This window comes from Mesotoga infera (assembly GCA_011045915.1).
GTDB classification, from domain to species: domain Bacteria; phylum Thermotogota; class Thermotogae; order Petrotogales; family Kosmotogaceae; genus Mesotoga; species Mesotoga infera_D.
Window position 1 is genome coordinate 1 of sequence record DSBT01000046.1, and the last position, 25,232, is coordinate 25,232.

The window sequence follows — 25,232 nt, forward strand, 5'->3', positions numbered from 1 at the left end:
AGTCATAATGGGAGAACCTTCTCAAACTTGCCTCTATTCCTCCGATAACGACGAAAGTGTCTTTGAAAGCCTGCCTTATCAAATTTGAATAGACTGTAGTTGCGCGATCAGGTCTCTTACCGCCAATCCCGCCAGGAGTGTAATCATCGCTCTTCCTCTTTCTTCCAGTCGAAGTGTAGTTTGCAACCATAGAATCAACATTTCCGGAGGTTATGCCGAAGAAGAGCCTTGGTCTCCCCAGCGCTGAGATGTCTTCAGTTGTTCGCCAGTCTGGCTGGGAAATCACGCCTACTTTCCAGCCAGCAGATTCAAGAACTCTGGCGATAATTGCCGATCCAAATGATGGATGATCAACAAAAGCATCGCCTGTAACAATTATTATGTCAAGAGAAACCCAACCTCTCTGATCCATCTCTCTTTTGGTCATTGGAATATTCATAATGTCACTCCAAAAAATAGGGAAGCGAAACCGTAAGCCGGATCCTGTTATTGTGACCATCTATCTGGGAGTCATGTTGCCATGACCCTCAAGCATCCTACCCGAAAGGGGTTCGGTGGGCAACCTCAGACCCTTTCTGCTTGGACTTGCTCCAGACGGGGGTTACCTGGCCTGCCGATCGCCCGGCAGCCGGTGAGCTCTTACCTTCACCTTTCCATCCTTGCCCGAAGGCGGTTTCATTTTCTATGGCCCTTTCCGGAGATCGCTCTCCCTGGGTATTACCCAGCGTCTCTGCCCATGGAGTCCGGACTTTCCTCGGATAATCCGCGGTCACACATTTCGCTTCCCTACGAAATCTATAGAGCCTTGCTGCCCTGACTTCTGCCTTCAATTATCATCTTTCTCTCAATCATATTCAAGAGCTTGATTTTTGAAATTCCCCAGTTTCCAAAGAGAGTACCCTTAAATGGCGGGTCTGAAACAAGCCTATGGACAATCACTTCGCTATTGAGGTTCTCGAGGAAGACGACCACCCGCTCCAAAAACTGCTCCAAAGTCCCAATTGTGACTTCTCCTGCTCGATATTGTCTTGCCAGTTCGGTACCTTCAGCTACATATAGAGAGTGGACTTTGACTCCGTCAATTCGCAGCACTGATATCAACCTTGCCGCCTCAGATACGTCCTCCTCTGTGTCCCAGGGAAGATTAACTATCACGTGAGCAACAAGTTCTATGCCTCTCTTCTTGGCTCTCAGAGACGAATCGATGAAATGAGATAGAGTGTGACCTCTATTGATAGCTTTCAGTGTATTTGGATTGATGCTTTGTAATCCCAGTTCAAGAATTACGTCTACTTCTCCTCTAAATTCCTCAAGAAGATCGAGCACTTCGTCAGAAACAAGATCTGGTCTCGTAGATATGTCGAGAACAACCACGTCATCAATAATCGCATCGCGGTAAATGCTTCGAAGGCTCTCGATGGGTGCGAACGTATTTGAATTTGCCTGAAAATAGGCCATGAACTTGTGAATGCCTTTCTTCCTAAGCGTTGATATCCTTTGTTCCATTTGTTCTCTCAGCGAAAGCTTCGGGTCGATTGAAAACCCGCTCCCTGAAGGATCGCAATAAATGCAACCTCCTGCACCCCTGATTTTGTGGGGGCATGAAAAACCCGCATCAATGGGAACCCTGTGAACAGGTTCTCCGTACTTAAGCTTCAAATGAGTCTTCAAATCGTTGTATGGCTTACGATTCAACAGATCTCACCAGGCTTCTCTCAAACTCCTTGAAAGCATCCACAGCGGAATTCACTTCTTCCTTTGTGCTTCCCAGAAAAAGATAGAACCATTTTCCGAAAAACCAGGTCTTGATGTAGCCTTCATCGATCTCTCCAGAAAACTCTCCATAAACCCACGGAATTGCGCTTACAAATGCTCTCAGTTCACTTGAGATATCTCTAATTAAGGTATACCAAAACCCCGTGCTTTGAGAGACACTTTCAAATTTTGCCACATAAACACTGAACCTTCTTGTACCCTTGGCGAACTCCTTCTGAAGAAACAGAGCAGTATCATCGAGACGTAGGTCCAGAACTTTGCCGCCAAGACTAGTTGAAGTAGAGATATCCATATATTCACTCAGAGTGAATCCCGCAAATCGTCCCGGCACCAGTTCCGACCGTGAACTTCCGCAGGAAGAAATCATGATTGTCAGGATCACAATTGCTGCGATCATGTGGGGTAGTCTAAGTCTCATTTCTTCACCTCCCGTTCTATGAGTCTTCTAAAGGAGTTAGCTTTAATGAATATCCTGGGCCAGTCATCTCTACCCAATCGCTTCAAATGATCAGAAAACAAGACTCCATCTCTTGGATCCCTGATCTCACTTTCTATTTCCAGCAAAGGTACCAGAACGAATTTCCTCTTAATTATATCGTTATGGGGAATTTTAAGCTCTTTCGTGGTGAGAATAGTGTCACCAAAAAGAAGAATATCAATGTCTATTTCCCTCGGGCCCCATCTAAATCGCTCTACTCGTCCTACGGCTCTTTCAACGCTCTTTAATTCTCTTAGGAAGAGTTCCGGGTCTCCGGAGTGTCGAAATTTCCCGACGCAATTCAAGAACTCTTCTTGTTCAGTGTTTCCGTAAGGCCTAGTAGAATAGAGCGAGGAGACTTCCGACAGAGACAGCCCAATTTCCAATAGTCTCTTAAAGGCTCCAACGATGTAATTAAGTCTGTCTCCGACATTGCTGCCGAAGGACAGGAACAGATCACTCTCCACTGAATTTCCTCCGCAATGACCACGCCGCTTCCTTCAATCTCTGGACGGTCTTCAAAGAAAATCCCCCTTCCCACCAGTGAGGAAGAATCGAGTTGTTGAGAAGCAGCGGATCGATCTCTTCACTGAACATCCCTCTGTCTACCAAATCCTTCCACTGTACCGTGCCTGGAATGGGTGTGAATTCGTTGATGCTCGGGTTTACTCCCAGCTTTTCACAGATCTCTAGTGAATTCAGAATATCACTTTCGCTCTGGCCAGGGAGATTGACCATGATGTAGGCACTCACTTCTCTAAAAGTGAATCCGGCTCGAGAGAGATTCTCAACTGCTCTATAGAATTCTCTTAAGCTTACTTTCCCACCCGTTGCGTTCTGCATTTCTGGATCCGAAGTCTCTAAACCGATTTTTATTGTCTTAAAATTGTTCTCGAACAACAAATCGGCGGTCTCCATGTCCAAAAATCTGGCATGGACACCGTTCGGTAAATGAAATCTTGTTCTGATTCTGCGATTCTCTATTTCGCGCATGAGTTCTTTAAACCCATTACCTGCCAGAATGGCGTCGTCGAAGAAGACTACGTCGGAAAGATGCTTTGTTTCTAGCAGAAATTGAATGTAACTGGCGGTCTTAACTGAATCTCTGCTATGAAATCCGTTCCAGAGAGAATTACTTGCACAATACGTACATCTGAACGGGCAGCCGAGGCTAGTGACTAAAACTGCATAATGTGGTGATGCGTAAAAAGAATAATCGGGATCAAGGGTTTCGAACCAGTCAAATTGCAGTTTCCTATCTATGCCCAGATAACCTAGAGCCTTTTCAAGCGGTTTCATTCCCGTTCCGGGGCAAACAAAGTCTGCTCCTGAATACTGCCTGGCATGATCAGGAAGAAGTGTTGCATAGACTCCGCCCAGCAGAATGGGAATACCGGGCTTCTCCTCCCGAATTACGCGAATAGTGTCACTAACTCCATAATGCCAGTAAGTCATCATCGAAGTCACGAATACTCCATCAACACTTCCCGACTTCTCAAGTTTTCTTCGCATGACTTCCTCGGGGAAACCGAATCTCTTGAACTTCCTAGGAATCAATGCAATAGAATGAGGTTTGGGTATTTCCTCTTCTAGAAATTTCCCCGTTCCGAAGAGTCTGTCCCCCCGTCTTGCACCAAATGAGACAAGCTCAAGATCATTTCTGTCTAGACAATCTATCACAAACGGCTCAATGCCTAGATGTTTGAGGGCAGATGAAATGTAGAGAAGTCCCAGAGGCTTCAACCAGTAATCGTAAGCCGACACATCCTCAATCCAGGGGTCAACAAGTAGAATTCTTTTCAATTGACTTCACTCTGTAGTAGTAAGACCTTATGCCTCTCAAGGTCAGGTTGGGATCTTCGATTTCAATGAACCCGCTTTCGTTTATGAAGAGGTTTACATCGCCTCCGGTCCCAATTATTCTCGGTTTTTCTTCAAATTCCTTGACTATGTTGCCTATAATTCCTTGAAGAGCAAAGTAGGTTCCATTCACAATACCGATTCTCAGATTATCTTCTGTAGTAGTTCCAAAGTAGTGATCTTCAAAAAAAAGCTCAACATCAGGAAGCTTAGCAGTGTGAGAGAAAAGTGAAGACATTGCGGTTGCCGGTCCAGGAAGAATCGCTCCTCCCGCAAAGACACCTTCCTTAAGAATATCTATGGTTATCGCGGTTCCGACGTCAATGATTATCGCGTTAGCTCCGTAACACTCTCTGGCTCCAATTACGTTTGCCAGCCGGTCAGCACCGATTTCACCAGGATTATCTGTGTTGAGTCCAACTGAAACGAATTCATCGGCCTTAACAAAAACCGCGGATTTCGACAGATACTTTTTGGTGAAGTAATTCACCGATCCATTTAGTCTAGGAACAACGCTTGCGACACAAATTCCGCTTATCTCGGAGAGAAAACTTCCCCTGCTCTTCAATAATCCGTCTAGGATTACGAACAGCTCATCCTCTGTTTCAATTCTAGAAGAAGGCAATCTCCAAACCGCCTCTATGTCTCTTCCGTTATCAAGTCCAAAAACAGTTGTCGTGTTCCCAATGTCTACAAGCAACAGCATGCATATCCTCCCTTCTAGATATTAACATCTCCCTGCCGGTCTTACTACTGACGTTCCTTCAGACAGACGGTATTGTTTCACATTTTCTTAATATTTCTCTCCACTTGATAGGCAGATGATGTGATGATATAATCTTTCTGCCAGCGCAGGCTGGAGACTGAAAGTGGGAGCGACTCGCTAGCTCAGCAGGTAGAGCACCTGACTTTTAATCAGGGGGTCGCGGGTTCGAATCCCGCGCGAGTCACCAGCGAGAGTGGCGAAATTGGCAGACGCGCTGGACTTAGGATCCAGTGGGGAGACCTGTGAGGGTTCAAGTCCCTCCTCTCGCACCAGAGTGGTTCACGGAAAGCAAGTTACGCGGATGTAGCTCAGTGGTAGAGCACCTGCTTGCCAAGCAGGGGGTCGCGGGTTCGAACCCCGTCTTCCGCTCCAGAAAGGCGCCGAAAAGGCGTCTTTTTGTATATTTGCTGTTATCTAATAATCAATCAGCTTGGATGATCGCCCCGTATCGAAACCACTTACATCTTTCCGGCAAGAGGTCCGATTCATGCCTTGGAGAATTTTGAGGATGAGAAATGTGGCCCCTTCTGAAACGCTGATCTCTGTGCCCTTTTCTACTGATTCATTCCCATTCAATCGTAGCCGGTGGTTTGTCAGTTATGTCGAAGACGACCCTGCCTATCTCTTTTACTTCAGATGTAATCCTTGAAGAAGCCTGCCTCAGAACCGTATGGGGAAGTTCGTACCAAGAAGCGGTCATACCTTCTGAGCTGTTAACAGCCCGAAGAGCAACTACATAACCGTACGATCTCTTGTCTCCTTTCACACCCACACTGGATACAGGTAGAAGGACAGAAAATGACTGCCATATTTTGTCAAGTTCACCCGATTCCCCAAGCACTTCCATGAAAATAGAATCAACTTCCTTCAAGATCTGTACTTTTTCCGAAGTCACCTCTCCGATTATTCTCACTCCAAGACCGGGACCGGGGAATGGCTGCCTGCTGATCAGGAATTTGTCTATTCCAAGAGAATGACCGAGGTTTCGCACCTCATCTTTGAAGAGCTCTCTCAGTGGCTCTAGCAATTCCAGGCTCATATTCTCGGGAAGACCTCCGACATTGTGGTGACTCTTGATTTTCTCACCACTCCTGGAAGCAGCTCCGGATTCAATAACATCCGAATAAATCGTTCCCTGAAGCAAAAAGCTTGCGTTCAGTCTACCTGCTTCTCTCTCAAACACTCGAATGAACGTCCGCCCAATGACCTTTCGCTTGTCCTCTGGGTCAACTATTCTTTCAAGCTCATGGAAGAATTCCTTCGACGCGTCAACAACCTCCACATTTATTCCCAGTTTTCTCAAGGCCTCTGGAACTTCAATCTCTTCGTTTTTTCTCATTAATCCGTGATTAACGAAAATCCCGGTAAATCTCTCGCCGATTGCTCTCGAAGTTATCGTTGCCGCCACTGTTGAATCTACTCCTCCTGAAAGCCCTCCGACAACTCTTTGATCGCCAACGATTCTCTGAATCTTCTTTACTTTCTCGTCAGCAATGTCAGAAATCTTCCACTCGCGTGATGCTTTGCAGATTTCTATCACGAATTCTTCGAGAAGTTCTTTTCCAAACTGGGTGTGATGAACTTCAGGGTGAAACTGGAGAGCGATATTCTTGCCATCTGTGAATCCCGCAATTGTCCCATTTCTACTTCTCGCCATTATCTGGCATCCATCTGGCAGTTCAGTCACTTCATCGCCGTGACTCATCCAAGTAGTAATTTCGCTTGGGACGCTCTTAAAGCAAGAGTTCTCAAACAAGACCGACGTAAGACCGTACTCACCTTTCACTCCCCTCGAAACGACTCCTCCAACTTCTTTGGCCAAGAGATGCATTCCGTAGCATATTCCAAGAATCGGCACTGAAAGGAACTTGAGTTGTTCAGGAAAACCTGCAGAACCATCTTCATAAACACTTTGAGGTCCACCAGACAAAATCACGCCTTTGATATCCTTCTCTAATTCGAAGCTATCTGGGCTCTCTACCGTACATAGAACGCCGATCTCTCGAATTCTTCTTGCCAGAAGTAGAGAATATTGAGATCCGAAGTCGATAACAGCTATTCTATCCATTTTTCCTCCAAATAGAAAAATCCCCGGGGGCTGAAATAACAGTATCCTCTCCAAGAAAGAGGATTTCTGGTCTTATCGAAGAGACCGCCATAACGATCTGAGGAATAATACAAGTTAAAGGATCCTATCACCTTTTCCACAGACAGAGCTACATACTTGAAAAAATGGAATCACCACTGCCCGAGAAGACCAACACTCCAGGTCCTTCGAAAGCTGAGTGATTCTATCTTGTTAGTCAAGTTGGTTCCTATCCCGGCAGTTATTATCATATCCCCGACCTTCACTTCAATGCCGCCGCCCACAATGAAATCTATGTTGTGAATGAGGTCGGCATTCATTGATACTCCCGCGCGCGCCGAAAAGAGGCTATTGTATGTGTACTGCGTTGAAAGACCGAGATACTTGACTTCCATTCCGTTTCTGGTACCCAACTCAAGACCTATCATGAATGGATCCGGGACGAACCTGATACCTGCAAGAAGGTCGACTGAGTTTGAAGACTGACCACTGTTCCATAGAATACTGTCGAAGGCAACTACGTAGTCCAGCAACTCGTAAGCCCTACCCGTAATTCCACCTTTGATCGCAACACCGTAAGTAGGTGTCGCGCCAGTCGTCATGCTAATCTTGATGTCTGCCCCGTATGATGTAAGAGGTCCCAGTCCACCCGATATCATGTAGCTGAGGGACCTAACGCTCGATGTCTTTCCAATATCCATGTAATACTGAAGCAGACCTGCCATTCCGTCGTCTGAATCTTCAAAGAGCTGGATGTAGAGCCCTCGCTCGTCTGAAGAGGGGGACGCATTTGTAGTAAGCTCAATGAAGTTCGAAGAAAAAGCCGACATGAGTATCCCGTATAGATCTGAAGGGCTGCCAAAACCCGAACTATATCCTTTTGCAAGTATCCCATTTCCTCCAGTCTGCAAAAAGAAGGGATTCAATGCCATAGTAACCACGCCAAAACACACGACCACCAGGATCAAGAGCTTCTTCATCATATCACCCCAAACGTTCTTCAGAAGTCTTTAGATTGCCCACTTGAATAAGACCGGTTTCAGCACAATGTTCTTTGAACTCACTCAGCCTATCTTCAAGTATAGCCTCTCGGATCTTCTTCACAAAATCCATTAGAAAGCTTACATTGTGGTAACTCAACAGAATCTTGCCAAGTATCTCGTTCCTTGTGAACAGATGATGGATATATGCTTTATTGTAAGTCGAACAGACTTTGCAGGTACATTTCGGATCTACTGGAGACTTATCGTGCTTACTCCTTGCCGACTTGAGGTTGATTCTTCCACCTGAGGTCAGTGCCGCCCCGTGTCTGCCAAGCCTTGTAGGAAGAACACAATCAAACATATCGACACCGCTTTCGACTGCAACCATAATCAGTTCGGGTGATCCTACTCCCATCAAGTATCTGGGCCTATCTTCGGGTAAAAGGCCAACTGACGCAGATAAAACTCTTTCGGTTGTCTCGAAGTCTTCTCCAACACTCAGACCGCCCAAGGCGAAGCCATCAAAATCCATAGCAGTGATTTCCGAAGCACTCTCTTCCCTCAAGTCGTTGAAGAAACCGCCCTGGACTATACCGAACAGTGACTGATTACGATCCTTCCTGTGAGCACGTAAAAATCTCCTCGCCCAGTTAGTGGTTCGTCTTACTGAATTTCTGACATATTCCTTGTCTGCACTTGGTTCAACGCACTCGTCAAAGGCCATGGCAATATCTGATCCTATGGCTTCCTGAATCTCCATTGATAGTTCAGCGGTAACGAAAAGGCTTCTGCCATCAAGAGGCGAACGAAATCTCACTCCTTCCTCGGTAATTTTTCTGTCCGGGAGCGAAAAGACCTGAAATCCGCCACTGTCAGTTAGGATAGAACGGTCCCACGACATAAAATTATGAAGGCCGCCAAAGCATCTTAAAGTGTCGAGTCCTGGACGCAAAAACAAATGGAAAGCGTTGCCTAGTATTATTTTTGAATCCATTTCACGAAGCTGCTCTTGCCATATCCCTTTTACCGTTCCATTAGTGCCTACGGGCATAAAAACGGGTGTCTCGAACTCTCCGTGTGCAGTGGCAAGTACAGCGGTTCTCGCCCTTGTTTCAGTACTCTTTGCCCTTATTTTCAGCTCAACCATTACGCTTTCCGATAATCTCGATTATCTTATCGTAAGAAGCATCAATCTGTTTTTCGAGCTGACTCATTTCATCGTTTATCCAGGCGCCATAGTCGGGGTCCTTCAGAGACTTCATATTGATCATAACATTGGCTTTTGCAATCCTGTAGACAGCTAGGAGAAGGTGGGCTCCACTTTCGGCGTCCGAAAGAACATTTGAATTCCCCCACTTGGCAAGTCTTTCCACATTCACAATAATATTCTTGCATCGCCTGGCAAGATCGAAAGGCACTTCTATTGCTGTCTTTAAAGCTTGTTGGACTTTCATTTCTCTTGTGTTCTTCTCATCGTCTGTGGTTTTCGGAAGCTTATACGCAGACATTACTTGGTCAAAAGCCTGAATATCTCGGTTCATCAAGTCGCAAAGATAGTTGCTTTCCGATTCGAAAACCTCTAAGGCTGACTCCATATGTCCCTCGACATCTTCATAGCCCTTTTTCCCAATGGTCAGATTTGCGACCATTGATCCTAACGAAGCTGCAAGGGCAGCAACTACTGCTCCTACAGCACCTCCTCCTGGAGTTGCAGACTTCTCAGCAACTTTCTTCAAAAAATCTTTAACCGATAATGTGCAAAAATCCATTTCAATAACCCCCCTGATTGCCCTCTGATTCACCAGAAACGATTTTTATCCCAGAACTAGTACCAATTCTGTTAGCTCCGGCAGCAATCATTTCCAGAGCGTCTTCTCTTGATTTGATACCGCCGGAGGCTTTGACTCTACAGGTGTCTCCGACAACAAACTTGATCAAGGAAACATCGTTTGTCGTTGCTCCTCCGGTTGAAAAGCCGGTTGAAGTCTTGACAAACTCAGCACCCGACTGCCTGGCGATTACACAGGCAGCAACTTTTTCCTCTTCATTAAGCAGAGATGTTTCGATGATTACTTTAACTGGTTTGCCTCGTGCTGATTCTACCACTTTGACTATGTCATCAAATACGCTTTCGTACTCTCCTGCCTTCAGCAGACCTACATTCATTACCATATCAAGCTCGTCTGCTCCATTATGTACAGCCCATGATGCCTCGGAAGCTTTTGCTTCTCTTGATGCCTGCCCCAAAGGAAACCCGATGACAACGGTCTTCTTTACACTGCTTCCTCCAAGTGAGTCATTCACTATGGGGAGATATCCAGAATTAACACAGACACTCCAGAATTCAAATCTGATAGCCTCATCACACAGTTGTTTTACCATTTTGGGAGTTGCATCGGCCTTCAACAAAGTGTGGTCAATGAATTTGGCAATGTTGAGTTTCTCCGGCAACTCTTTTCTCATTGGAGAATACTCTTCTTTGTACCTTCTAACTTCCCTTTCGATTAATGTTCCAAGCATTCCATCACCAATCCTTATTTATTATTTCGCGAAGTCACAAACCGAGATCTTCTGATATTTCTTGCATTGCTTTCAGAGAAAGAGATAGGAAATCCTCGAGAGTCATCCCCAGTTCAGTACAACTCGCCATTTGATCTCTACTGGCACCCCTGGCGAATGATTTCTCCTTATATCTGTTCAGGAGAAAATCCACATCGATATCTGATAGTTTACTACCTCTCCTTATTAAGACAGCAGCCACTATGAATCCAGTTACCGGGTCGGCTGCATAAATTGCCTTTTCTATAAGTTTTCCCCTTTCCTTCTTTTCACAATGGGCAAGAATCGCATCTCTAATGTCATCCGACAAATCCCTGCTCTCAAGCATCTCAACTGTCTTTTTACCGTGTTCTTCAAAGTTGTCCTTAGTGAATTCGTAGTCAAGATCGTGAAGAAGTCCTGCCATGGCCCAGACTTCTTGATCTTGTCCCAGTTCTTTCGCCAGGGCTTTCATCACCGCCTCAGTGGCAAGAACATGCTTAATCAGATTCTTGGAGTGCATGTTGTCCTTTACTAACTTCATTGCCTCTTCCCTTGGGATCATTATCTGCCACCTCCGCTTCGAAAACTCTTCCAGCTGCAAAACTGTAGTACTTTCCGGTTCCTATTATAACGTGATCCAGCATCCTAATTCCGAGTGTTTCTCCAGCGTCTCTAATCTTTGAAGTAATCCCTTCATCTTCTTTACTTGGAGAAGGGTCGCCAGATGGATGATTATGGACAAGAATTATCGCTGCAGCTGTTCTGGATATGGCGGGTTTGTAAACCTCTCTCGGGTGAAGAAGAGAGGAATCCAATATTCCCACACTAACTGTGTTTAATCCTCTGTAGTTCAGTTTAGTGTCAAGAGAAATTACTCTGACAGTCTCTCGGTCCATGAAAGCCATGTCATTGCAGAGATAGTAAACTCCCTGAGGTTCATCCAACCGCACTTTTGTCTTTTCCGTCATCTCCCTGAAAATTCTCTGTCCAAGCTCTAGTGCTGCCTTAAGGCAGACTGCTTTTGCCGTTCCAAGACCTTTTGCAGTCATTAGTTCCGCAACTTCCGCAGACAGAAGCGCCGTGAGAGAACCATAATGATCGAGAAGCTCTTCACTTAATTGGACTACCCCTTTCCCCTTTGCTCCAGTTCTGAGAAGGATAGCGATTAGTTCGCTGTTCGAAAGAGAACCTGCACCATACTTTAGAAGCCTTTCTCTAGGCATTGCGTGGAGGCTCAATTCAGATTACCCCCCGTGAATGAAGTTCCTCCCAAAGTCTTCCTATGGGAAGCCCCATAACATTGTAGAAGTCACCCGAGATGCGCTTTACGAAAGTGGCACCATAGTCTTGGATACCGTATGCCCCAGCTTTGTCAAGCGAGATACCGCTTGCTGAGTACTCCTTAAGCACTTTCTTTGGCATTTCTCGAAACGTTACGTCTGTTTTTTCAACGAAAGTAACCTCGTTTTCTTCCGACAAAACTGACACTGATGTGTAGACAGAGTGAGTCTTGCCAGAAAGAGCTGTGAGCATTTCGTAGGCTGCCTGAACTGAAGACGGTTTTCCAAGCACCAATCCATCTAGGACTACGACAGTGTCCGCTCCCACAATTACCGCATCGGGGTTCCTGCAATATACATTTTCAGCCTTCCTGTAAGAAAGCTCTGATAGCTCCACTTCTGAGAATCGCTCAGAGAGCCTTTCTACAATTCCTTCTGGCGGAACTACCTCAAAGGTAACTCCAAGCAACTGAAGCAGCTCTTTTCTCCTTGGAGAAGATGAACCAAGTATCAATCTGGCCAAAAATCATCACCCATCCTTCGTATAACTTCGAATGCAATATAGGCATTAATCAGCGCAGAAATCGATCCCATGACTAGCATATAAGGGTAAAGGAATACTATTTCCATACTCTTCACTATCAACGCATACGCGACTAGCAACTGTGTCAAGTTACTTGCCGAGGCGCCCGCAAGACTTATACCCACCAGACCAAACCTTTCGGTCCGGTTCAAGAGCCACATTACCGCTCCGGAAGAGAGAGAACCCGTAATTCCCATCAAAAAACCGGGAGTTGCAAGTCTACCCGTTAACAGACCTCCTATTAGGCTTTTTCCAATAGAAAGCACAAAAATGTCGCCGAGAGGCATGCCTGCCAGTGCGATAATTAAGACAAGATTAGAAAAGCCCCATCTTCCACCTGGAACCGGTAGAGGAAACGGTATGAGGCTTTCAAGAAGATAGAGAACAGAACCTATCGCAATTAACATCGACAGTGCGGTGATTCTTCTCGCTTCCATCATTACTCCATCAGCAAAGCTAGACAACACTCCAGTGATCTAGAAATTAGTAGTCAGTTATGTGAGGTAACTCACACTATTTTCCGGAGAGACCTGCATTTTCTCAATCAGAGCTTCAAAGAAATCTTAACGAAGCTTATTGAGTGATTACGTCCACTTCTGTTCTGCCCGAGGGGATCTTTATGACTATTCTATTAGGAACGCAAACGATTGGGATATTTGGGCTATCTACTGCTCCCTGTAAGACACACAGTTTATCAGGACAATCTGAATCAATGACTGAGATCTTTCCCTTCTCGACCTTAATTAGCATACCTACTGCAAGCGAAAACTCTGAGTCTACTTTCAGATTGACCGTCCTTATTAACCTTCCGTCATGGTACACTTCGGCAAAAGACGAACCTCTATCTCGCGTCAGTGCGAGAAGCAACACTGCTGTAATGAGTCCAAAGACAATCAAAATATCATATCTGGTTAGTAGTTTCATCGCTCCTGATAGACTTCAAAACCCGGCGACTTAAAAGTACTCATATCTTCCATTACTAGAAAAACGAGTGCTCCAAATCTCGGCAAGAATGTTACGCCCGGCTCCATTCCAATCACAAAGGCGGCAGTCGCATAGGCGTCTGCAAGCATGGCGCTTCTACCAATAACTGTTGCGCTAATAACCCCGTTTCGGGATGGGTATCCCGTTTCTGGATCGAGAATGTGGTGGTAACGAACGTTGTCTTCTACAAAGAATCTTTCATAGTCCCCCGAAGTAGCCACAGCACCATCATATAGATAGATATACTCAATTACGTCTTGGACACTCTCCCCTCTTGGATCTCTCACACCGACTATCCACGGTCTGCTTCCGTACTTCGGACCGATTACGCCAATGTCTCCGCCAGCATCAATGAAGCCAGTCGCTCCCTTGTCAAGAGCTTTGATCTTGGCAATAGCCATATCTACTGCGTATCCCTTTGCAATCGCTCCGAGATCTAGCGTTGCTCCATCTGCCAATGATACATATTCCGACTCTTCAGCAAAAGTGATTCTGGAAAAGCCAGTCGATGCAAGAGCTTCTTCGATTTCTTTCTCGGAGGGAATCCTTTTTTCAGATGATTCATCGTCAAAACCCCAGAGTTTGGTCAGTTCATAAAGTGTCGGATCAAAGGCACCGGAAGTGTTCTTTGCAATTTCGAGAGCAGATTTAATGAGAAAACTTGTCTCCTTATCTATATTCTGAAGTTCACCGCTTCTGTTGAGCTCTGCAATCATTCCATCGCGTCTGCTTCCGAATTTCTCGTCAATCCTTTCTATTTCCGCTATGGCAGCTTCCGCAAGTGTAACTGGAGACATTTTTGAAGAAGAGACCCTAACGGTAACGTAAGTTCCGAGAAGATACTCTGTTCTGTCATAGTATTCCAGGGGTTTTTGCCGGAAGAAAATCAATATCAGCAACACAACGGCAGAAACCAGAAGCACTGCATAAACAATTGTCCGGCTTCTCAGAAGATGACTGGGATTTCTTCTTGGCACTTGTTGCACCTTCCTTTTTCGTCTATCCCAACCACTGAACTCCGCATGCCTTTTCTCTCGATTAGCAGGTTCCCGCAGTGAGGACAAATAGTATCGGAGAGACCGGGAAGGTTCACGTTTCCAACGTACACGTATCTCAAATACTCCTTTGCTGCTTCTGCAAGCACTGTCAAAGATTCAGGCGGAGTCGGAGGTATTTCACTTTTGTAGCTAGGATGATATCTGTTTATATGGAGAGGGATATCCTCAGAAAGTTCCGATATCCATCTTGCCTCTTCTCTCATCTCTTCGGTGGAATCATTCTTACCAGGAATTATCAATGTTGTTAATTCCAAATGTGTTCCTACCCTTTTTGCCGTCTCTATTGATCTTAGAACATTTCTCTTCTCCGTTCCAATTTCATTTATGTAGAAGTCATCGTTCCAACCCTTCAGATCAATATTCATTGCCCTAACCGACTGAGAAAGAAGATCCATAGGTTCCTCATCGATAACTCCGTTAGTAACCAGGACACTGTATATACCCTCTTTGGCTGCTGCCCTTGAAGTGTCTAGAATGAACTCGAAAGAGACAATCGGTTCATTGTAAGTAAATGCAATCCCTTGTGACTCCCTCTCAAGCGCGATCTGAATAAGCTGTTGAGGCATTACCCGCTTCACGGTCTTCGGTCGCTGCTTTGATATCTCCCAGTTCTGGCAAAAATCGCACTTAAGATTACATCCCCAAGATCCCACCGAAAGTATCTTCTCCCCAGGGAAGAAGTGGTACAAGGGCTTCTTCTCGATAGGATCTACCGCTATCGAAGTCAGTTGACCGTAATTCAGCGAATAGAGCATTCCGTCAACATTTTTTCTAACACCACAAAAACCTACCTGATTAGGTCTAATTATGCAGTGCCTTGGACAAAGCAGACACTGCAACCCATCATCTTCACCATATTCGTCGAAATACACGGCCGGTTTCAAAAAAACCACCCCTTAATGGAATCAGTGATACCTTTCAACTGAAAACCTGGAAATGTTGTAGTCCTCCCATCCACCAATACCAGCTTTCTTCAGTGCGATTTCAAGCTGTTGCTGGACAGTATTTACCCCCTCCAGATCAGGCAGCAGAACTCCTTTTCTGTATCCCAGAGAAACCACAACCCCAAACTTTTTTGGATCGAGGTCTGAAACGGTTGCTTTTTCTGGCAGACTAAGAATATCCACAGACAATTCCAAATCACAGAACTCATCTGCTTCCACAGGGGGAAACCGTGGATCTCTACTGGCAGCAGAAATCGCGTTCTGAATTATCTCACATGCAACATTCTCTTCCACGGGGAATATCGTTCCTATACAACCTCTGAGTAATCCAGCCAGAGTGTGCAGGGATACAAAGCAACCCGCTCTTCTGGAGGTAAATTCGTAAGATACCCACGCGGGGACTTCAACAGCAGCACGCTTCTGAAAGTATTCGCCTATTGCGAATCTTGCAATCCTAACAGGTTCGGAATAAGACAATTCAATCCCTCAATCGAAAAAAATCTGAGACAGCTTGTAGTATTCGAAGGGAACGAGCTTCTTCGTAGCTATTCCGTATTCAAGGGGTATTGAGACTATGTTGTTGCCTTTAAGCGCGACCATCCTGCCAAAATCGCCTTTCATAACTAGTTCCATTGCATGCACCCCATATCTCGTTCCAAGAATTCTGTCAAAGGCTGTAGGTGTCCCCCCTCTTAACAGATGGCCTAAGACTACAGATCTTGTGTCGTAACCCGTTCTCTCAGAAATGATGTTTGCCATATAGTGAGCGATTCCGCCGAGCTTTATATGTCCAAAAGCATCTATCTTGCTCTCATCGCCAACAACATTTTCAAGCTCTGTTGGTTTGAACCCTTCGGCAACTGCAACAATCATATATCCGTATCTATCCATTCGCTTCTTCACATAAGCGATAATTTCATCTATAGTCATGGGGTACTCCGGAATCAGTATTAAATGTGCTCCAGCAGCCATGCCCGCTTCCAAAGTTACCCATCCGGCCTCTCTGCCCATAAGCTCGACGATTATGATTCTTCCATGTGATTTCGCTGTGGAATGAAGCCTGTCTATTGCATCGGCTCCGACATTAACAGCAGTTTGATACCCAAAAGTGTAATCAGTATTGGCAACATCGTTGTCGATTGTCTTTGGGACTCCGATTGCTTTGTATCCCATGGATGAAAGCTTTGCGGCCACACTCAATGTATCATCACCGCCTATACCTATTATCGCGTCCAGCCCAAGCTTCTCAATATTTTCTTCCATTTTGACTCTCATGTCTTCTGACTTAAAGGGGTTAGTTCTCGATGTGCCAAGAATTGTGCCTCCCAGGATGTGAATGCCTTCAACATCGTTATCGGTTAGTTTCATGCTTTCGCCGACAACCAAACCCTTCCAACCATGCATCAAACCAATTATCTCCACGCTTTCTGGAGCAGATTTGACAATTCCTCTTATTACTGCATTTAGACCTGGACAGTCCCCGCCGCCAGTCAATATACCAATTCGCATTAAGAACCTCCCGCAAGTTTAGAAAGTACTGACTCATAGACTGTATAATTATAACATGAAGAGATTCAATGTTGTCTGAGGACAGAGAGGAAAGAGGCTTATGAAGCTAAGTGTGAAAGGAATAAGAGAATTCATCACTTCACCGCAATACTCGCCTGCCACCTTGAGAGGAATCGCCGTCAAGTTAGGGCTGAGTGATAAAGAAAGCAGAGAATCGCTAAAAAAACTTCTTGCAGAACTGGTCAATTCTGGAGAGGTAATTCGTGATTCTAAAGGCAGATACATATCTCCCGGGGAGAAGATGATAGTAGGGAAAATTGAATTTGCGCGAAGAGGAATGGGCGCTTTCATAAGTGTAGAAGATGGGGAGGATGTCTTTATCCCACCAGAGGATACAGGATTTTCCATTCATGGCGACACAGTTCTCGCGGAGATTACCGGAAAATATAGAGAGATAAGAAAAGGAAAGATAGTCAAAGTAATTAATCGCAATAAGACGAAAGTGGTCGGAACTTTCAAAACGAGAGGTATAATGGCCTTTGTCGTGGCCGACGATATGCGAATAAAGAGTGATTTCTATATACCTCCGGAAGGGTTCAACGGTGCCAGACCCGACCAAAAGGTTCTAGTAAGAATCACCAGATACCCTTCTCCCGGAAAGAATCCAGAAGGAGTCGTTGAGCGAGTTCTCGGGGATGCATTTAGCCCTGAGGCAGACTTGATGACAGTTATCTACAGGCAGGATCTTCCTGAGCCCGGCTACTTTCCAGAAGCAGTCAAGAAACAGGCCAGGGAAACTGCCAGGAAAGTGGGCTCAAAAGAGACTGGAGGAAGAGAAGATCTTCGCAATGAATTAGTATATACAATAGATGGCGATGATGCAAAGGATTTCGATGACGCCATATCCTTGAAGAAGAACTCCAAAGGGAATTATTCGCTTGGTATCCACATTGCCGATGTCTCTCACTATGTTCGAGAGGGAACGCAGATCGATGTTGAAGCTTATTTGAGGGGCACATCGGTTTATTTACTGGATACCGTAATTCCCATGCTCCCCTTTGAACTGTCAAACGACATTTGCTCGTTGAAACCTGCTGAGGATAGGTTGACCCTGTCTCTTCTGATGGAAATTGATCCAAGAGGAAAGGTGGTTTCGACAGCAGTCAAGAATGCGGTGATTAATTCTAAAAGAAGACTCACTTATTCTGAAGTAAACGAATTTCTCAATGGAGAAGCTTTGGAGGCCACTGTTGAGAAATTGACTCCTGTCGCTGAAAGCCTAAGGATGTCATATGAACTTGCACAAAAAATCAGAGACATCCGAAAGAAGCGGGGCTCTGTCATGGACATCTCATCCAGAGAAGTCAAGATAGTCTTTGATGATAACGGAAAAGTTGTGGACATCATTCCTCAAAGTCGCGGGGTTTCGGAATGGATCATTGAAGAATTCATGATACTTGCAAACGAGACAGTTGCCGAGATCTTTGACAACAGAGGGTTGCCTTTTGTGTACAGGATTCACGAGGAGCCAGATCCCGAATCAATGATGCAGCTCAAGAATTATCTTGAGGCGCTGGGAATGAAAATAATGATTCCAAGGAATGTTCATCCAAAAGCTCTTCAACAGATATTGGAGAAGACAAAGGATCATCCTCTTCACTCTTCTATTGAAAGAGTCCTTGTGCGAGGCATGAAGCGCGCAGTCTATTCCGAAAGAAACATCGGTCACTTCGGATTGGCTTCAGAGGCTTACACTCATTTCACGTCGCCGATCAGGCGATATCCTGACTTAGTTGTTCACAGACTCTTGAAGAAACTGATAGAGAATTCTGGCAGTGATCTTGGAGAGGAGTCAAAGAAAGTCGAAGAGACTCTTCCAAAGATAGCGTCGTGGGCATCGAAGAGAGAAAGGGTAGCTAATGAAGCGGAATGGGATTTGCTAGATATGAAAAAAGTAGAGTACATTTCCAGTCGCATAGGAGACGTTTTTGAAGGTGTGATTACCGGGGTAACGAAATTCGGGATATTCGTGGAGTTGACGGAAAAGATGGTCTCGGGTCTCGTTCATATTTCAACGCTGGATGACTACTATGATTTTGTTGAGAACCAGAATATTCTTGTTGGAAGAAAACGGAAGCGTATCTTCAGAATAGGTGATGAACTGAAGGTTCAGGTTGTGAGGGCAGACAAGACTACCATGGAAATTGATTTCAGTATTGTGAAGGAAGAAAGCAAACTGGCCCCCAAAAGGAAAACCAATTCATCAGGCGTCTCAAAGAACAGAAACGTCAAAAGGAAGAAGACTTAGTAGAGCGGTTCGAATCTCTGTGCGCTCCAGTAATCTTTCATTAGAGATTCATAAAGATCCAGCAATGTTTTTTTATGGTCTTCTTCCCAGTTAGAAATCATATTGAAGAGTTCCTTAATCTCCTTTTTCGATGACTCTTGTGCTCTTTGTTTGTAGAAGTCTTCGAAATCCTTTTCGATAAGATAAGCAATTCGCAAGGCCGAAAGATCTCCTGCAAGAGAGTCAACTGAAATACCTTTCAGCTCGAGAGACTCTCTTGACTGGAAGATGTTTTTCTCTTCAATGTGAGTGAACGTAATTTCGTCTCCTATAGATTGATCTTCTATCATTTTGGAGATAAAGGAGACATGATCCATTTCCATCTCAGAAAGTTCCAGGAAGAGTTCCTTAACTTCTGGAATGTGAATCTCCTTTGATCTTTCTCTGTAAAACTTCACGCCCTCTCTTTCACGGGCCAGAGCGTATTTAAGCACAGCTAGCTCTTCAGCTTCCATCAGAGACACTCCCTTCTCATGATCGTACTTGTCCTCCAAAGTGATTATCTCATTAAATGAATTTCTTGACAAAGTATTGCCTGATAGGTGCAAAGTCACTTTTGTGGTGGGCAAACGTGGTATATTTTTTACAGATGACTCAGAGAAGAGGTGTTTTATGGAGATTATTCGCCTCAGGCAAGGAGAAAAGAGCATTTCGATTACGGAAACCTTACCGTTTTCCATCGCAATACTTGACCAGATCTACGATGGCGATATTAATCTGGCGATAGACGATGTGAAAGGAAGCCAGGTAGAGAAGGATCTTAATGTTATCAGAACTTTGACTGAGACTTTCGACAATATTGTAACCCCTGAAAACTACGCACCCATTGAGTATGAGGAATTCCTTGAGTATCTTTCGGAGACTGAACTCTCTATCAAATCTTTTGCTAGAGGTACATTCTCTGGCTTTCAAGACAAGATACTTTCGATCGCGGACAGAGGCGATTATGATAGTGCCCACCAGTTTCTTGATTTGCTTATGGAGGCGAATGTTGATGAAGCGTCTGTTTGTGAGCTTAAGGGCACAATTTTTTTGGAATCCGGTAATGAAGAAGAGGGGATTAACTGGCTTCAGCGTGCTTTGAAGATAGATCCATCGCTCGTATCGGCTTACTCATTTCTCGGTCAGACCTTCTACAATAGAGGAGAGTTTGATAAGGCGGCGAGTTGTTGGGAGAAGGAGATCACTTTATCGCCGGATCATCTAGTAACTTATTTCATGTTGACCGACGCGTATATAAATGGTGGTCGTACGGAGGAAGCTCTTAATGTTCTGATGAGTCTTTCTCGCAGGGACCCAGACAGCATCTTGACAAGAGTTGAGATGGCTGATTTGTACGAAAGAATGGGAAATACTGACATGAGAGACAGAGTCGAGCAGGAAGTGCTTGAAGCAAAGCCTGTCTATATAAACGACATGGAGCCTTGGGCGAAGATTCAGTTTAAGAATTCAAAGTTTGATGTTGTGGAAGAAGAGGCTAAGCGGTTTTTGAAAGAAGACCCAGATAGGCCAGAGCTGAAGATGCTTCTCATTGTGACTCATGTTAAGAAAGGGCTTTGTTCTGAGGCAAAGAGGCTTATGGAGGACTTTGAAAATGAGCAGGTTTGGTATTACTACGGAAAGAAAGAGCTTTTCGATGAGTTCCTTTCTGAAGAAGAGAGAAGACAGTGTGGGATTACTTAGTTTTTAGAGTTCCGGTTTTCTTCGTTTTCGGGCTAATCTTTGGGAGTTTTTCTAATGCGTTGATCTTCAGGATTCCTTCCAAGGAGTACTCTATTGTCAGACCTCGAAGGAGCTTCTGCCCACACTGCAAGCATGAACTTTCCTGGAAAGACAACCTTCCAATCATTAGCTACCTCGTCCTAGGGGGAAAGTGTAGGTACTGCGGTAAACCAATTTCCGCAAGATATCCCTTAGTTGAGTTGCTGACAGCAACATTATATGCGTTAAACGCGGCTCTTTTTTCTCTTTCGGGAGCGATCTCGATATCAGTTCTATCCACAGGACTCATCGTTTCTTCGTTTATCGATCTTGAGCACTACATGATTCCCGATCTCGGCGTGATTCTCGTTGGAATAGGCGCCTTCGCATGGTCGATCCTTGAGAATAGATTTCCTTTGAACTTGCTGTATGCTCTTCTAGTAACAGGGGCAATGGTAGCCTTCTTCTTAATTGCAAACCTTGTGAAAAGAGACAGCTTCGGATTTGGCGACGTTGAACTTCTTGCTGCTCTTTCACTTGCAACGGGGATAGTAGGGTCTCTTTACACAATTATGATAGCTTCGTTTGCCGCGCTGATAGTGTATGCCATAAACGCCGCAGCTAAAGGAAAAAGGTTCGACAGACGAGCTCAGCTTCCCTTCGGTCCTTTCATCGCAATCGGTGGATATTTAACAATAATCTTCCTTGATTTCATTGAGGCACTTTATAGGGTATGAACATGAGAGACTGGACTCATGAAATAAGAAAGACTGGAATCGCATTTGCTGATTTTCTGGATAGCAAGGGGATTCATCTCTCTTTAAGCTCTCACGGAGAGTATTTCGTCCAATTGTCTAATGGAATAACATTCAAGCTTTACACAAATTGCTCCGGGAACAAAAGGATAGTCTTGCCCTCTTCCGCCTGCGATGCGCTGTCTGAGAAGTTGCTGTTCGCGTGGGAGGAATTCAACGGCAGAACATACGGTGGAACACACCTCTTCGTTGATGGAAGTTTTAGAGACAACGCGGCAGGCTATGGAGTGATTGTGATCTCTGAAGAACGTATAGAGGAAAAGATGAAGGGTTGTGTGAGAGAAAACCTGGAAATGAGAAATGTGATAGGAGAGATAGAAGGTGTTGTTCAAGGGTTGAACTATTGCCTGAAAAAGCGATATAAGGAAGTGAAAATACATTACGACTATGAGGGATTAAAGAGCTGGAAAACAGGAGAGTGGAAAGCAAAGAACGAATCGACGAGAAAGTACAGAGCTTTTCTTGATGAACTATCCCCCGATATCAGTATAGAATGGGTGAAGGTCAAATCGCATGTTGGAGATACCTTCAACGAGATTGCGGATAAATTAGCAAAGGAAGCTGTTGATGAGTGTTCTTGAATGCTTCTTGAGCCACTTTGCGGAATCCGGCTGCCAAAAGCAAACGCTCGATGTTTTCCTAACACCAGTACGCTCTTTGTGAAGAAATCGAGGGGGCTCTGAAGGATATGTTACATACAAAATTACGTCAATCGCATCAGTCTCTCTTCGCTCGATGACTGAAGAGAACTTCGAAGAGCTTTTTCCATTTTTTAATGAAATTCAGCTGGTATTTGGTCGCTTTTTTTGTCTTTTTTTGTTGAGAGCAGCGGTATCAAGGAGTAGCTGACGGTAAGTCAATATTCTATGTGATTCCAAAGGCTGGAAAAGCGGAAATAGAATTAAGAATTATTGGGAGGTTTGACTGTGAGAGTATACATCAGTGCTGACATTGAAGGGACTTCAGGGATTGCAGATTGGAACGAAGCAAGAAAGGGACATCAAGACTACGAATATTTCAAGAAGCAGATGACTGCCGAAGTGAGTGCCGCTGTGCAGGGTGCTCTGAAAGCAGGGGCCTCGGAAGTTATTGTGAGAGATGCCCATGGAAGTGCAAGAAATATTGATCCCTCCTCTCTTCCTGAAGAAGTTCGCATATTGAGAGGATGGGCAAGAGACCCTCTGATGATGATGCAGGGAGTCGATAACGGTATTGGTGCCGTCGTATTCACAGGCTACCACTCCCCATCAGGGCAGGCTTTGAATCCTCTTTCTCACACTATGACCGGCGAGATCTTTTATTTGAAGATGAATGGGGAGCTTGTCAGTGAATTCATGCTCAACGCGATGTCAGCAGCCTACTACGGTATACCGATTGCTTTTATCAGTGGCGATGAAGGAATTGTGAGGATTGCTGAGCAGGCCGTACCTGGCATCGTGACGGTCTCAACAAATCGTGGAAGTGGATCATCAGTCGATTCAATCCATCCCTTAAGAGCGGTGAAACTGATTGAAGAGGGGGTCTATAAGGCTTTGAAGAATCTTGAGACACAACCCTTGGAGCTGCCAGAGCGATTTATTGTCGAAATTGCCTATGTTGACCACAGACTGGCACACAAACTCTCCTTTTTTCCGGGAGTGCGCAAGATGGATGACCGGACACTCATATTTGAAGATACTGACTATTTTGAAGTGCTTAGAAAGCTATTGTTCCTGCTATAGAAATCCTACGACAATCTCAGAAGGAGTTTTGTAGATAATCACACGGTAGTTTTCCGGGTGCTTTTCAGTCTTATGCTGTCTTTGACCGGGTAGTCAAGCGGAACCCTCGTTTCGGTTTCAAAACCATATTTGGCATATATTGAAAGAGCCCTATCATTGCTCCTTGAAACATCGAGCACAATCTCTTGACAAGTTTCGAAAAGATAATTAAATATCATTCTCGCAAAGCCCATATTCCTGAAGTCTCTTTCAACCGAAATGATTCCTAGATAGCTTTGGGTAGATGAAACACTCATTCTCATTGCCTTTCGTAGCGTCCGAATTTCCATTAGCAACCTGAATCTAGAAAGACTAGTGAAGAAATCTCCGAATCCAAATTTTGAAGAAGCTAATTGCCTCATCTCATTCATTGAGTAAAGGGCATATATCGCTACGGGTTGTCCCCTAAATTCACATACGGTTATGTGCCTAATGTTTAGTGGGCTATTAAGTAATATAAGTCCGGAGACATACCTACGAGCCCTTCTTCCAAAAGCTCTTCTGAAATGCGAAGGATCAGTATCGAAAACCAGCGAGGCAACAAAGGGCACATCCTCACTTTCTGCCGGTCTAAATAACATCTCTCTCTTTTCCACAGTAAGATTCTACGCCTCCAACCATGATTGATCAACTTCTATTTTGGCACAGTATTGCACAAGTTTATCTATCAGAATCAAGATACATGATATGAGGTGGCCTATGGAAACCAGGGAGAGAGAGATGAACGAGAGCGTGCATATTGCCGAACGCTTGCTCGAGGGGACACTCGAGGCTTCGGCAGTGTTTTCGGCCGAGGGGGAGGTAGTTGTTGAGAACAGACAATGGAGAAGGCTATCTTCTGATTATTTCTATGAATTAAGCTTTGTGAAGCAAGATATGATAGATTTCTCGATTTTATTCAACTTGCTGAACGAAACGAGTATAGCAAGACTCAGTTCTCTAATCAATGGAGAGATAAATCATGTGTCTCTCGACCTGAGCGAATCAATTAAGATTCGAAAGTCACATTTGACTATCAACATTTTCTTTCTTGGGATTTCGAATAAACTGTCATATTTGATGACTATTATTGACAACAGTGCATCTTCAAGTATTCGAAACGCGTTGAGAGATATGTTGTACCTTGACTCTCTTTCCGGCTTTGGAAATGAGAGCTCTCTGCACACTCATCTTGCCAGCAAAATTCATACTGCAAGAGTTACTGGAAGCTCCTTTTCGCTTCTGTGTGTCACATCGCCAGATTCCAAGGAGATAGCTGCAATGTTTGGCAAAAGAACCTCAGATGTAATTCTGCAGAGAATTAGCAAGAGACTCGCAAAATTAATACCGAAAGCAGAGTTTTTTAGGGTCATGGATGACGTCTTCGTTATAGTAATGGATTTGAGCGTTAGGAAGGAAATTTCTTCGATAGTAATTCCCTTATTATCAGCTCTGGAAAGACCCATCGTTGTCACTGACACAGAAATTGTGCCATCTGTAATGATCGGAATCTGTCAGTTTCCCGTAGATGGGGAGAGTACAGACGCTCTTTTCAGCAACTGCCTTTCATCTGTATTTGCAGCGAAAAGAGAAGGTTTGAAGTGGCAGTTCTACAGCCGATTATTCTAGGTAGAAGGCGAAAGCATCGTAGTCTCCTCCATTAGAGCCCAAATCGCCGTCACTTGATGCAGAGAAACCGGATAAAGCAAATCCGTTGCCTGAACTAGCCACCGCGAGGCTAACATCTTCCAGTTCTCCGCCAAGATATTTATCCCAAAGCAA

The 25,232-nt window shown here is 44.7% G+C and carries 28 protein-coding genes, 3 tRNA genes and 1 other RNA gene; 9 read left to right on the top strand and 23 right to left on the bottom strand.

The genetic code is table 11. From position 1 onward, the window contains the following. From ENN47_01250 to ENN47_01280, 7 genes are all read right to left on the bottom strand, one after another. The coding region (locus ENN47_01250) for a YgiQ family radical SAM protein (protein ID HDP76818.1) at window positions 1-439 on the bottom strand (439 nt) is incomplete at its 3' end. A 17-nt stretch (window positions 440-456) separates the two neighbouring features. Continuing rightward, window positions 457-785, bottom strand: an RNA gene (rnpB, locus tag ENN47_01255) — RNase P RNA component class A. 10 nt (window positions 786-795) lie between these two features. Further along, window positions 796-1,695 carry a TIGR01212 family radical SAM protein gene (locus tag ENN47_01260; protein ID HDP76819.1) on the bottom strand — a complete coding sequence of 300 codons (900 nt, stop codon included), beginning with the start codon at window positions 1,693-1,695 and terminating at the stop codon, window positions 796-798. Continuing rightward, window positions 1,685-2,194 carry a hypothetical protein gene (locus ENN47_01265; GenBank protein ID HDP76820.1) on the bottom strand — a complete coding sequence of 170 codons (510 nt, stop codon included), beginning with the start codon at window positions 2,192-2,194 and terminating at the stop codon, window positions 1,685-1,687. Before ENN47_01265 ends, ENN47_01260 begins: the two co-directional genes overlap by 11 nt. Further along, window positions 2,191-2,721 (bottom strand): 2-amino-4-hydroxy-6-hydroxymethyldihydropteridine diphosphokinase, encoded by a 531-nt coding sequence (gene folK / locus ENN47_01270; GenBank protein ID HDP76821.1) that lies wholly within the window; start codon window positions 2,719-2,721, stop codon window positions 2,191-2,193. The genes ENN47_01265 and folK overlap by 4 nt, the downstream gene beginning before the upstream one ends. Continuing rightward, window positions 2,711-4,057 (bottom strand): radical SAM protein, encoded by a 1,347-nt coding sequence (locus tag ENN47_01275; GenBank protein HDP76822.1) that lies wholly within the window; start codon window positions 4,055-4,057, stop codon window positions 2,711-2,713. Before ENN47_01275 ends, folK begins: the two co-directional genes overlap by 11 nt. Beyond that, a complete protein-coding gene (locus ENN47_01280; protein HDP76823.1) occupies window positions 4,035-4,820 on the bottom strand; it encodes a type III pantothenate kinase in 786 nt (261 codons plus the stop codon). The genes ENN47_01275 and ENN47_01280 overlap by 23 nt, the downstream gene beginning before the upstream one ends. Window positions 4,821-4,991: 171 nt before the next feature. On the opposite strand from ENN47_01280, the gene ENN47_01285 reads away from it, so the two are divergent. The 3 genes from ENN47_01285 to ENN47_01295 all read left to right on the top strand — a co-directional run bounded on the left by ENN47_01285 (window position 4,992) and on the right by ENN47_01295 (window position 5,252). After that, a tRNA-Lys gene (locus tag ENN47_01285) sits at window positions 4,992-5,067 on the top strand. Then, window positions 5,068-5,152, top strand: a tRNA-Leu gene (locus tag ENN47_01290). A 25-nt stretch (window positions 5,153-5,177) separates the two neighbouring features. Then, window positions 5,178-5,252, top strand: a tRNA-Gly gene (locus ENN47_01295). A 190-nt stretch (window positions 5,253-5,442) separates the two neighbouring features. On the opposite strand, the gene guaA is transcribed toward ENN47_01295, so the two are convergent. The 14 genes from guaA to ENN47_01365 all read right to left on the bottom strand — a co-directional run bounded on the left by guaA (window position 5,443) and on the right by ENN47_01365 (window position 16,848). Next, on the bottom strand, window positions 5,443-6,948 hold the full coding sequence (gene guaA / locus ENN47_01300; protein HDP76824.1) for a glutamine-hydrolyzing GMP synthase: 1,506 nt from the start codon (window positions 6,946-6,948) through the stop codon (window positions 5,443-5,445). Window positions 6,949-7,118: 170 nt separating this feature from the next. Beyond that, complete coding sequence (locus tag ENN47_01305; GenBank protein HDP76825.1) at window positions 7,119-7,946, bottom strand: hypothetical protein; 828 nt, start codon at window positions 7,944-7,946, stop codon at window positions 7,119-7,121. A 4-nt stretch (window positions 7,947-7,950) separates the two neighbouring features. Continuing rightward, window positions 7,951-9,096 (bottom strand): tRNA guanosine(34) transglycosylase Tgt, encoded by a 1,146-nt coding sequence (locus tag ENN47_01310; GenBank protein HDP76826.1) that lies wholly within the window; start codon window positions 9,094-9,096, stop codon window positions 7,951-7,953. Continuing rightward, window positions 9,089-9,718, bottom strand: a complete 630-nt coding sequence (locus tag ENN47_01315; GenBank protein HDP76827.1) for a formimidoyltetrahydrofolate cyclodeaminase — start codon at window positions 9,716-9,718, stop codon at window positions 9,089-9,091. The genes ENN47_01310 and ENN47_01315 overlap by 8 nt, the downstream gene beginning before the upstream one ends. Window position 9,719: 1 nt before the next feature. Next, entirely contained in the window at window positions 9,720-10,469 is a 750-nt protein-coding gene (deoC, locus tag ENN47_01320) for a deoxyribose-phosphate aldolase (GenBank protein ID HDP76828.1), read from the bottom strand. Between the two features lie 34 nt (window positions 10,470-10,503). Further along, on the bottom strand, window positions 10,504-11,052 hold the full coding sequence (locus tag ENN47_01325; GenBank protein HDP76829.1) for an HDIG domain-containing protein: 549 nt from the start codon (window positions 11,050-11,052) through the stop codon (window positions 10,504-10,506). After that, window positions 10,988-11,713 (bottom strand): JAB domain-containing protein, encoded by a 726-nt coding sequence (locus tag ENN47_01330; GenBank protein HDP76830.1) that lies wholly within the window; start codon window positions 11,711-11,713, stop codon window positions 10,988-10,990. Before ENN47_01330 ends, ENN47_01325 begins: the two co-directional genes overlap by 65 nt. Before the next feature lie 16 nt (window positions 11,714-11,729). Next, window positions 11,730-12,293, bottom strand: coding sequence for a septum formation protein Maf (maf, locus tag ENN47_01335; GenBank protein ID HDP76831.1), 564 nt, complete (start codon window positions 12,291-12,293; stop codon window positions 11,730-11,732). After that, window positions 12,281-12,790, bottom strand: a complete 510-nt coding sequence (locus ENN47_01340) for a Gx transporter family protein (protein HDP76832.1) — start codon at window positions 12,788-12,790, stop codon at window positions 12,281-12,283. The genes maf and ENN47_01340 overlap by 13 nt, the downstream gene beginning before the upstream one ends. A gap of 136 nt (window positions 12,791-12,926) precedes the next feature. After that, window positions 12,927-13,277 carry a NusG domain II-containing protein gene (locus tag ENN47_01345; GenBank protein HDP76833.1) on the bottom strand — a complete coding sequence of 117 codons (351 nt, stop codon included), beginning with the start codon at window positions 13,275-13,277 and terminating at the stop codon, window positions 12,927-12,929. Next, entirely contained in the window at window positions 13,274-14,314 is a 1,041-nt protein-coding gene (locus ENN47_01350; protein ID HDP76834.1) for an FAD:protein FMN transferase, read from the bottom strand. The genes ENN47_01345 and ENN47_01350 overlap by 4 nt, the downstream gene beginning before the upstream one ends. Next, window positions 14,284-15,279 carry an AmmeMemoRadiSam system radical SAM enzyme gene (gene amrS / locus ENN47_01355; protein HDP76835.1) on the bottom strand — a complete coding sequence of 332 codons (996 nt, stop codon included), beginning with the start codon at window positions 15,277-15,279 and terminating at the stop codon, window positions 14,284-14,286. The genes ENN47_01350 and amrS overlap by 31 nt, the downstream gene beginning before the upstream one ends. A 21-nt stretch (window positions 15,280-15,300) precedes the next feature. Continuing rightward, window positions 15,301-15,816: an AmmeMemoRadiSam system protein A gene (amrA, locus tag ENN47_01360; GenBank protein ID HDP76836.1), complete on the bottom strand. Its 516-nt coding sequence runs from the start codon at window positions 15,814-15,816 to the stop codon at window positions 15,301-15,303. A 9-nt stretch (window positions 15,817-15,825) separates the two neighbouring features. Next, on the bottom strand, window positions 15,826-16,848 hold the full coding sequence (locus ENN47_01365; protein HDP76837.1) for an ATP-dependent 6-phosphofructokinase: 1,023 nt from the start codon (window positions 16,846-16,848) through the stop codon (window positions 15,826-15,828). A gap of 100 nt (window positions 16,849-16,948) precedes the next feature. Between ENN47_01365 and rnr the strand changes: the two genes are divergently transcribed. Further along, window positions 16,949-19,156 carry a ribonuclease R gene (gene rnr / locus ENN47_01370; GenBank protein HDP76838.1) on the top strand — a complete coding sequence of 736 codons (2,208 nt, stop codon included), beginning with the start codon at window positions 16,949-16,951 and terminating at the stop codon, window positions 19,154-19,156. Here rnr and ENN47_01375 read toward each other — a convergent pair. After that, on the bottom strand, window positions 19,153-19,875 hold the full coding sequence (locus tag ENN47_01375; GenBank protein HDP76839.1) for a hypothetical protein: 723 nt from the start codon (window positions 19,873-19,875) through the stop codon (window positions 19,153-19,155). The two genes, rnr and ENN47_01375, sit on opposite strands and share 4 nt — an antisense overlap. Here ENN47_01375 and ENN47_01380 point away from each other — a divergent pair. The 4 genes from ENN47_01380 to ENN47_01395 all read left to right on the top strand — a co-directional run bounded on the left by ENN47_01380 (window position 19,808) and on the right by ENN47_01395 (window position 23,432). Then, on the top strand, window positions 19,808-20,878 hold the full coding sequence (locus ENN47_01380; protein HDP76840.1) for a tetratricopeptide repeat protein: 1,071 nt from the start codon (window positions 19,808-19,810) through the stop codon (window positions 20,876-20,878). The two genes, ENN47_01375 and ENN47_01380, sit on opposite strands and share 68 nt — an antisense overlap. Further along, entirely contained in the window at window positions 20,863-21,633 is a 771-nt protein-coding gene (locus ENN47_01385; protein ID HDP76841.1) for a prepilin peptidase, read from the top strand. The genes ENN47_01380 and ENN47_01385 overlap by 16 nt, the downstream gene beginning before the upstream one ends. After that, window positions 21,630-22,292, top strand: a complete 663-nt coding sequence (locus ENN47_01390) for a reverse transcriptase-like protein (GenBank protein ID HDP76842.1) — start codon at window positions 21,630-21,632, stop codon at window positions 22,290-22,292. The genes ENN47_01385 and ENN47_01390 overlap by 4 nt, the downstream gene beginning before the upstream one ends. A gap of 345 nt (window positions 22,293-22,637) precedes the next feature. Further along, entirely contained in the window at window positions 22,638-23,432 is a 795-nt protein-coding gene (locus tag ENN47_01395; GenBank protein ID HDP76843.1) for a peptidase M55, read from the top strand. A gap of 38 nt (window positions 23,433-23,470) precedes the next feature. Here ENN47_01395 and ENN47_01400 read toward each other — a convergent pair whose 3' ends face one another. Beyond that, window positions 23,471-24,067 carry a GNAT family N-acetyltransferase gene (locus tag ENN47_01400; protein HDP76844.1) on the bottom strand — a complete coding sequence of 199 codons (597 nt, stop codon included), beginning with the start codon at window positions 24,065-24,067 and terminating at the stop codon, window positions 23,471-23,473. A gap of 91 nt (window positions 24,068-24,158) precedes the next feature. On the opposite strand from ENN47_01400, the gene ENN47_01405 reads away from it, so the two are divergent. Next, entirely contained in the window at window positions 24,159-25,079 is a 921-nt protein-coding gene (locus tag ENN47_01405; GenBank protein HDP76845.1) for a GGDEF domain-containing protein, read from the top strand. Window positions 25,080-25,232: the final 153 nt, after the last annotated feature.

What these genes read in the sequence shown, in the direction of transcription:
- ENN47_01265 (HDP76820.1), bottom strand. Translation starts at nt 2,194, where the DNA reads ATGAGACTTAGACTACCCCACATGATCGCAGCAATTGTGATCCTGACA.
- ENN47_01280 (HDP76823.1), bottom strand. Translation starts at nt 4,820, where the DNA reads ATGCTGTTGCTTGTAGACATTGGGAACACGACAACTGTTTTTGGACTT.
- guaA (HDP76824.1), bottom strand. Translation starts at nt 6,948, where the DNA reads ATGGATAGAATAGCTGTTATCGACTTCGGATCTCAATATTCTCTACTT.
- ENN47_01305 (HDP76825.1), bottom strand. Translation starts at nt 7,946, where the DNA reads ATGAAGAAGCTCTTGATCCTGGTGGTCGTGTGTTTTGGCGTGGTTACT.
- ENN47_01310 (HDP76826.1), bottom strand. Translation starts at nt 9,096, where the DNA reads ATGGTTGAGCTGAAAATAAGGGCAAAGAGTACTGAAACAAGGGCGAGA.
- ENN47_01315 (HDP76827.1), bottom strand. Translation starts at nt 9,718, where the DNA reads ATGGATTTTTGCACATTATCGGTTAAAGATTTTTTGAAGAAAGTTGCT.
- deoC (HDP76828.1), bottom strand. Translation starts at nt 10,469, where the DNA reads ATGCTTGGAACATTAATCGAAAGGGAAGTTAGAAGGTACAAAGAAGAG.
- ENN47_01325 (HDP76829.1), bottom strand. Translation starts at nt 11,052, where the DNA reads ATGATCCCAAGGGAAGAGGCAATGAAGTTAGTAAAGGACAACATGCAC.
- ENN47_01330 (HDP76830.1), bottom strand. Translation starts at nt 11,713, where the DNA reads ATGCCTAGAGAAAGGCTTCTAAAGTATGGTGCAGGTTCTCTTTCGAAC.
- ENN47_01340 (HDP76832.1), bottom strand. Translation starts at nt 12,790, where the DNA reads ATGGAAGCGAGAAGAATCACCGCACTGTCGATGTTAATTGCGATAGGT.
- ENN47_01345 (HDP76833.1), bottom strand. Translation starts at nt 13,277, where the DNA reads ATGAAACTACTAACCAGATATGATATTTTGATTGTCTTTGGACTCATT.
- ENN47_01365 (HDP76837.1), bottom strand. Translation starts at nt 16,848, where the DNA reads ATGCGAATTGGTATATTGACTGGCGGCGGGGACTGTCCAGGTCTAAAT.
- rnr (HDP76838.1), top strand. Translation starts at nt 16,949, where the DNA reads ATGAAGCTAAGTGTGAAAGGAATAAGAGAATTCATCACTTCACCGCAA.
- ENN47_01380 (HDP76840.1), top strand. Translation starts at nt 19,808, where the DNA reads ATGGAGATTATTCGCCTCAGGCAAGGAGAAAAGAGCATTTCGATTACG.
- ENN47_01375 (HDP76839.1), bottom strand. Translation starts at nt 19,875, where the DNA reads ATGGAAAACGGTAAGGTTTCCGTAATCGAAATGCTCTTTTCTCCTTGC.
- ENN47_01390 (HDP76842.1), top strand. Translation starts at nt 21,630, where the DNA reads ATGAACATGAGAGACTGGACTCATGAAATAAGAAAGACTGGAATCGCA.
- ENN47_01405 (HDP76845.1), top strand. Translation starts at nt 24,159, where the DNA reads ATGAGGTGGCCTATGGAAACCAGGGAGAGAGAGATGAACGAGAGCGTG.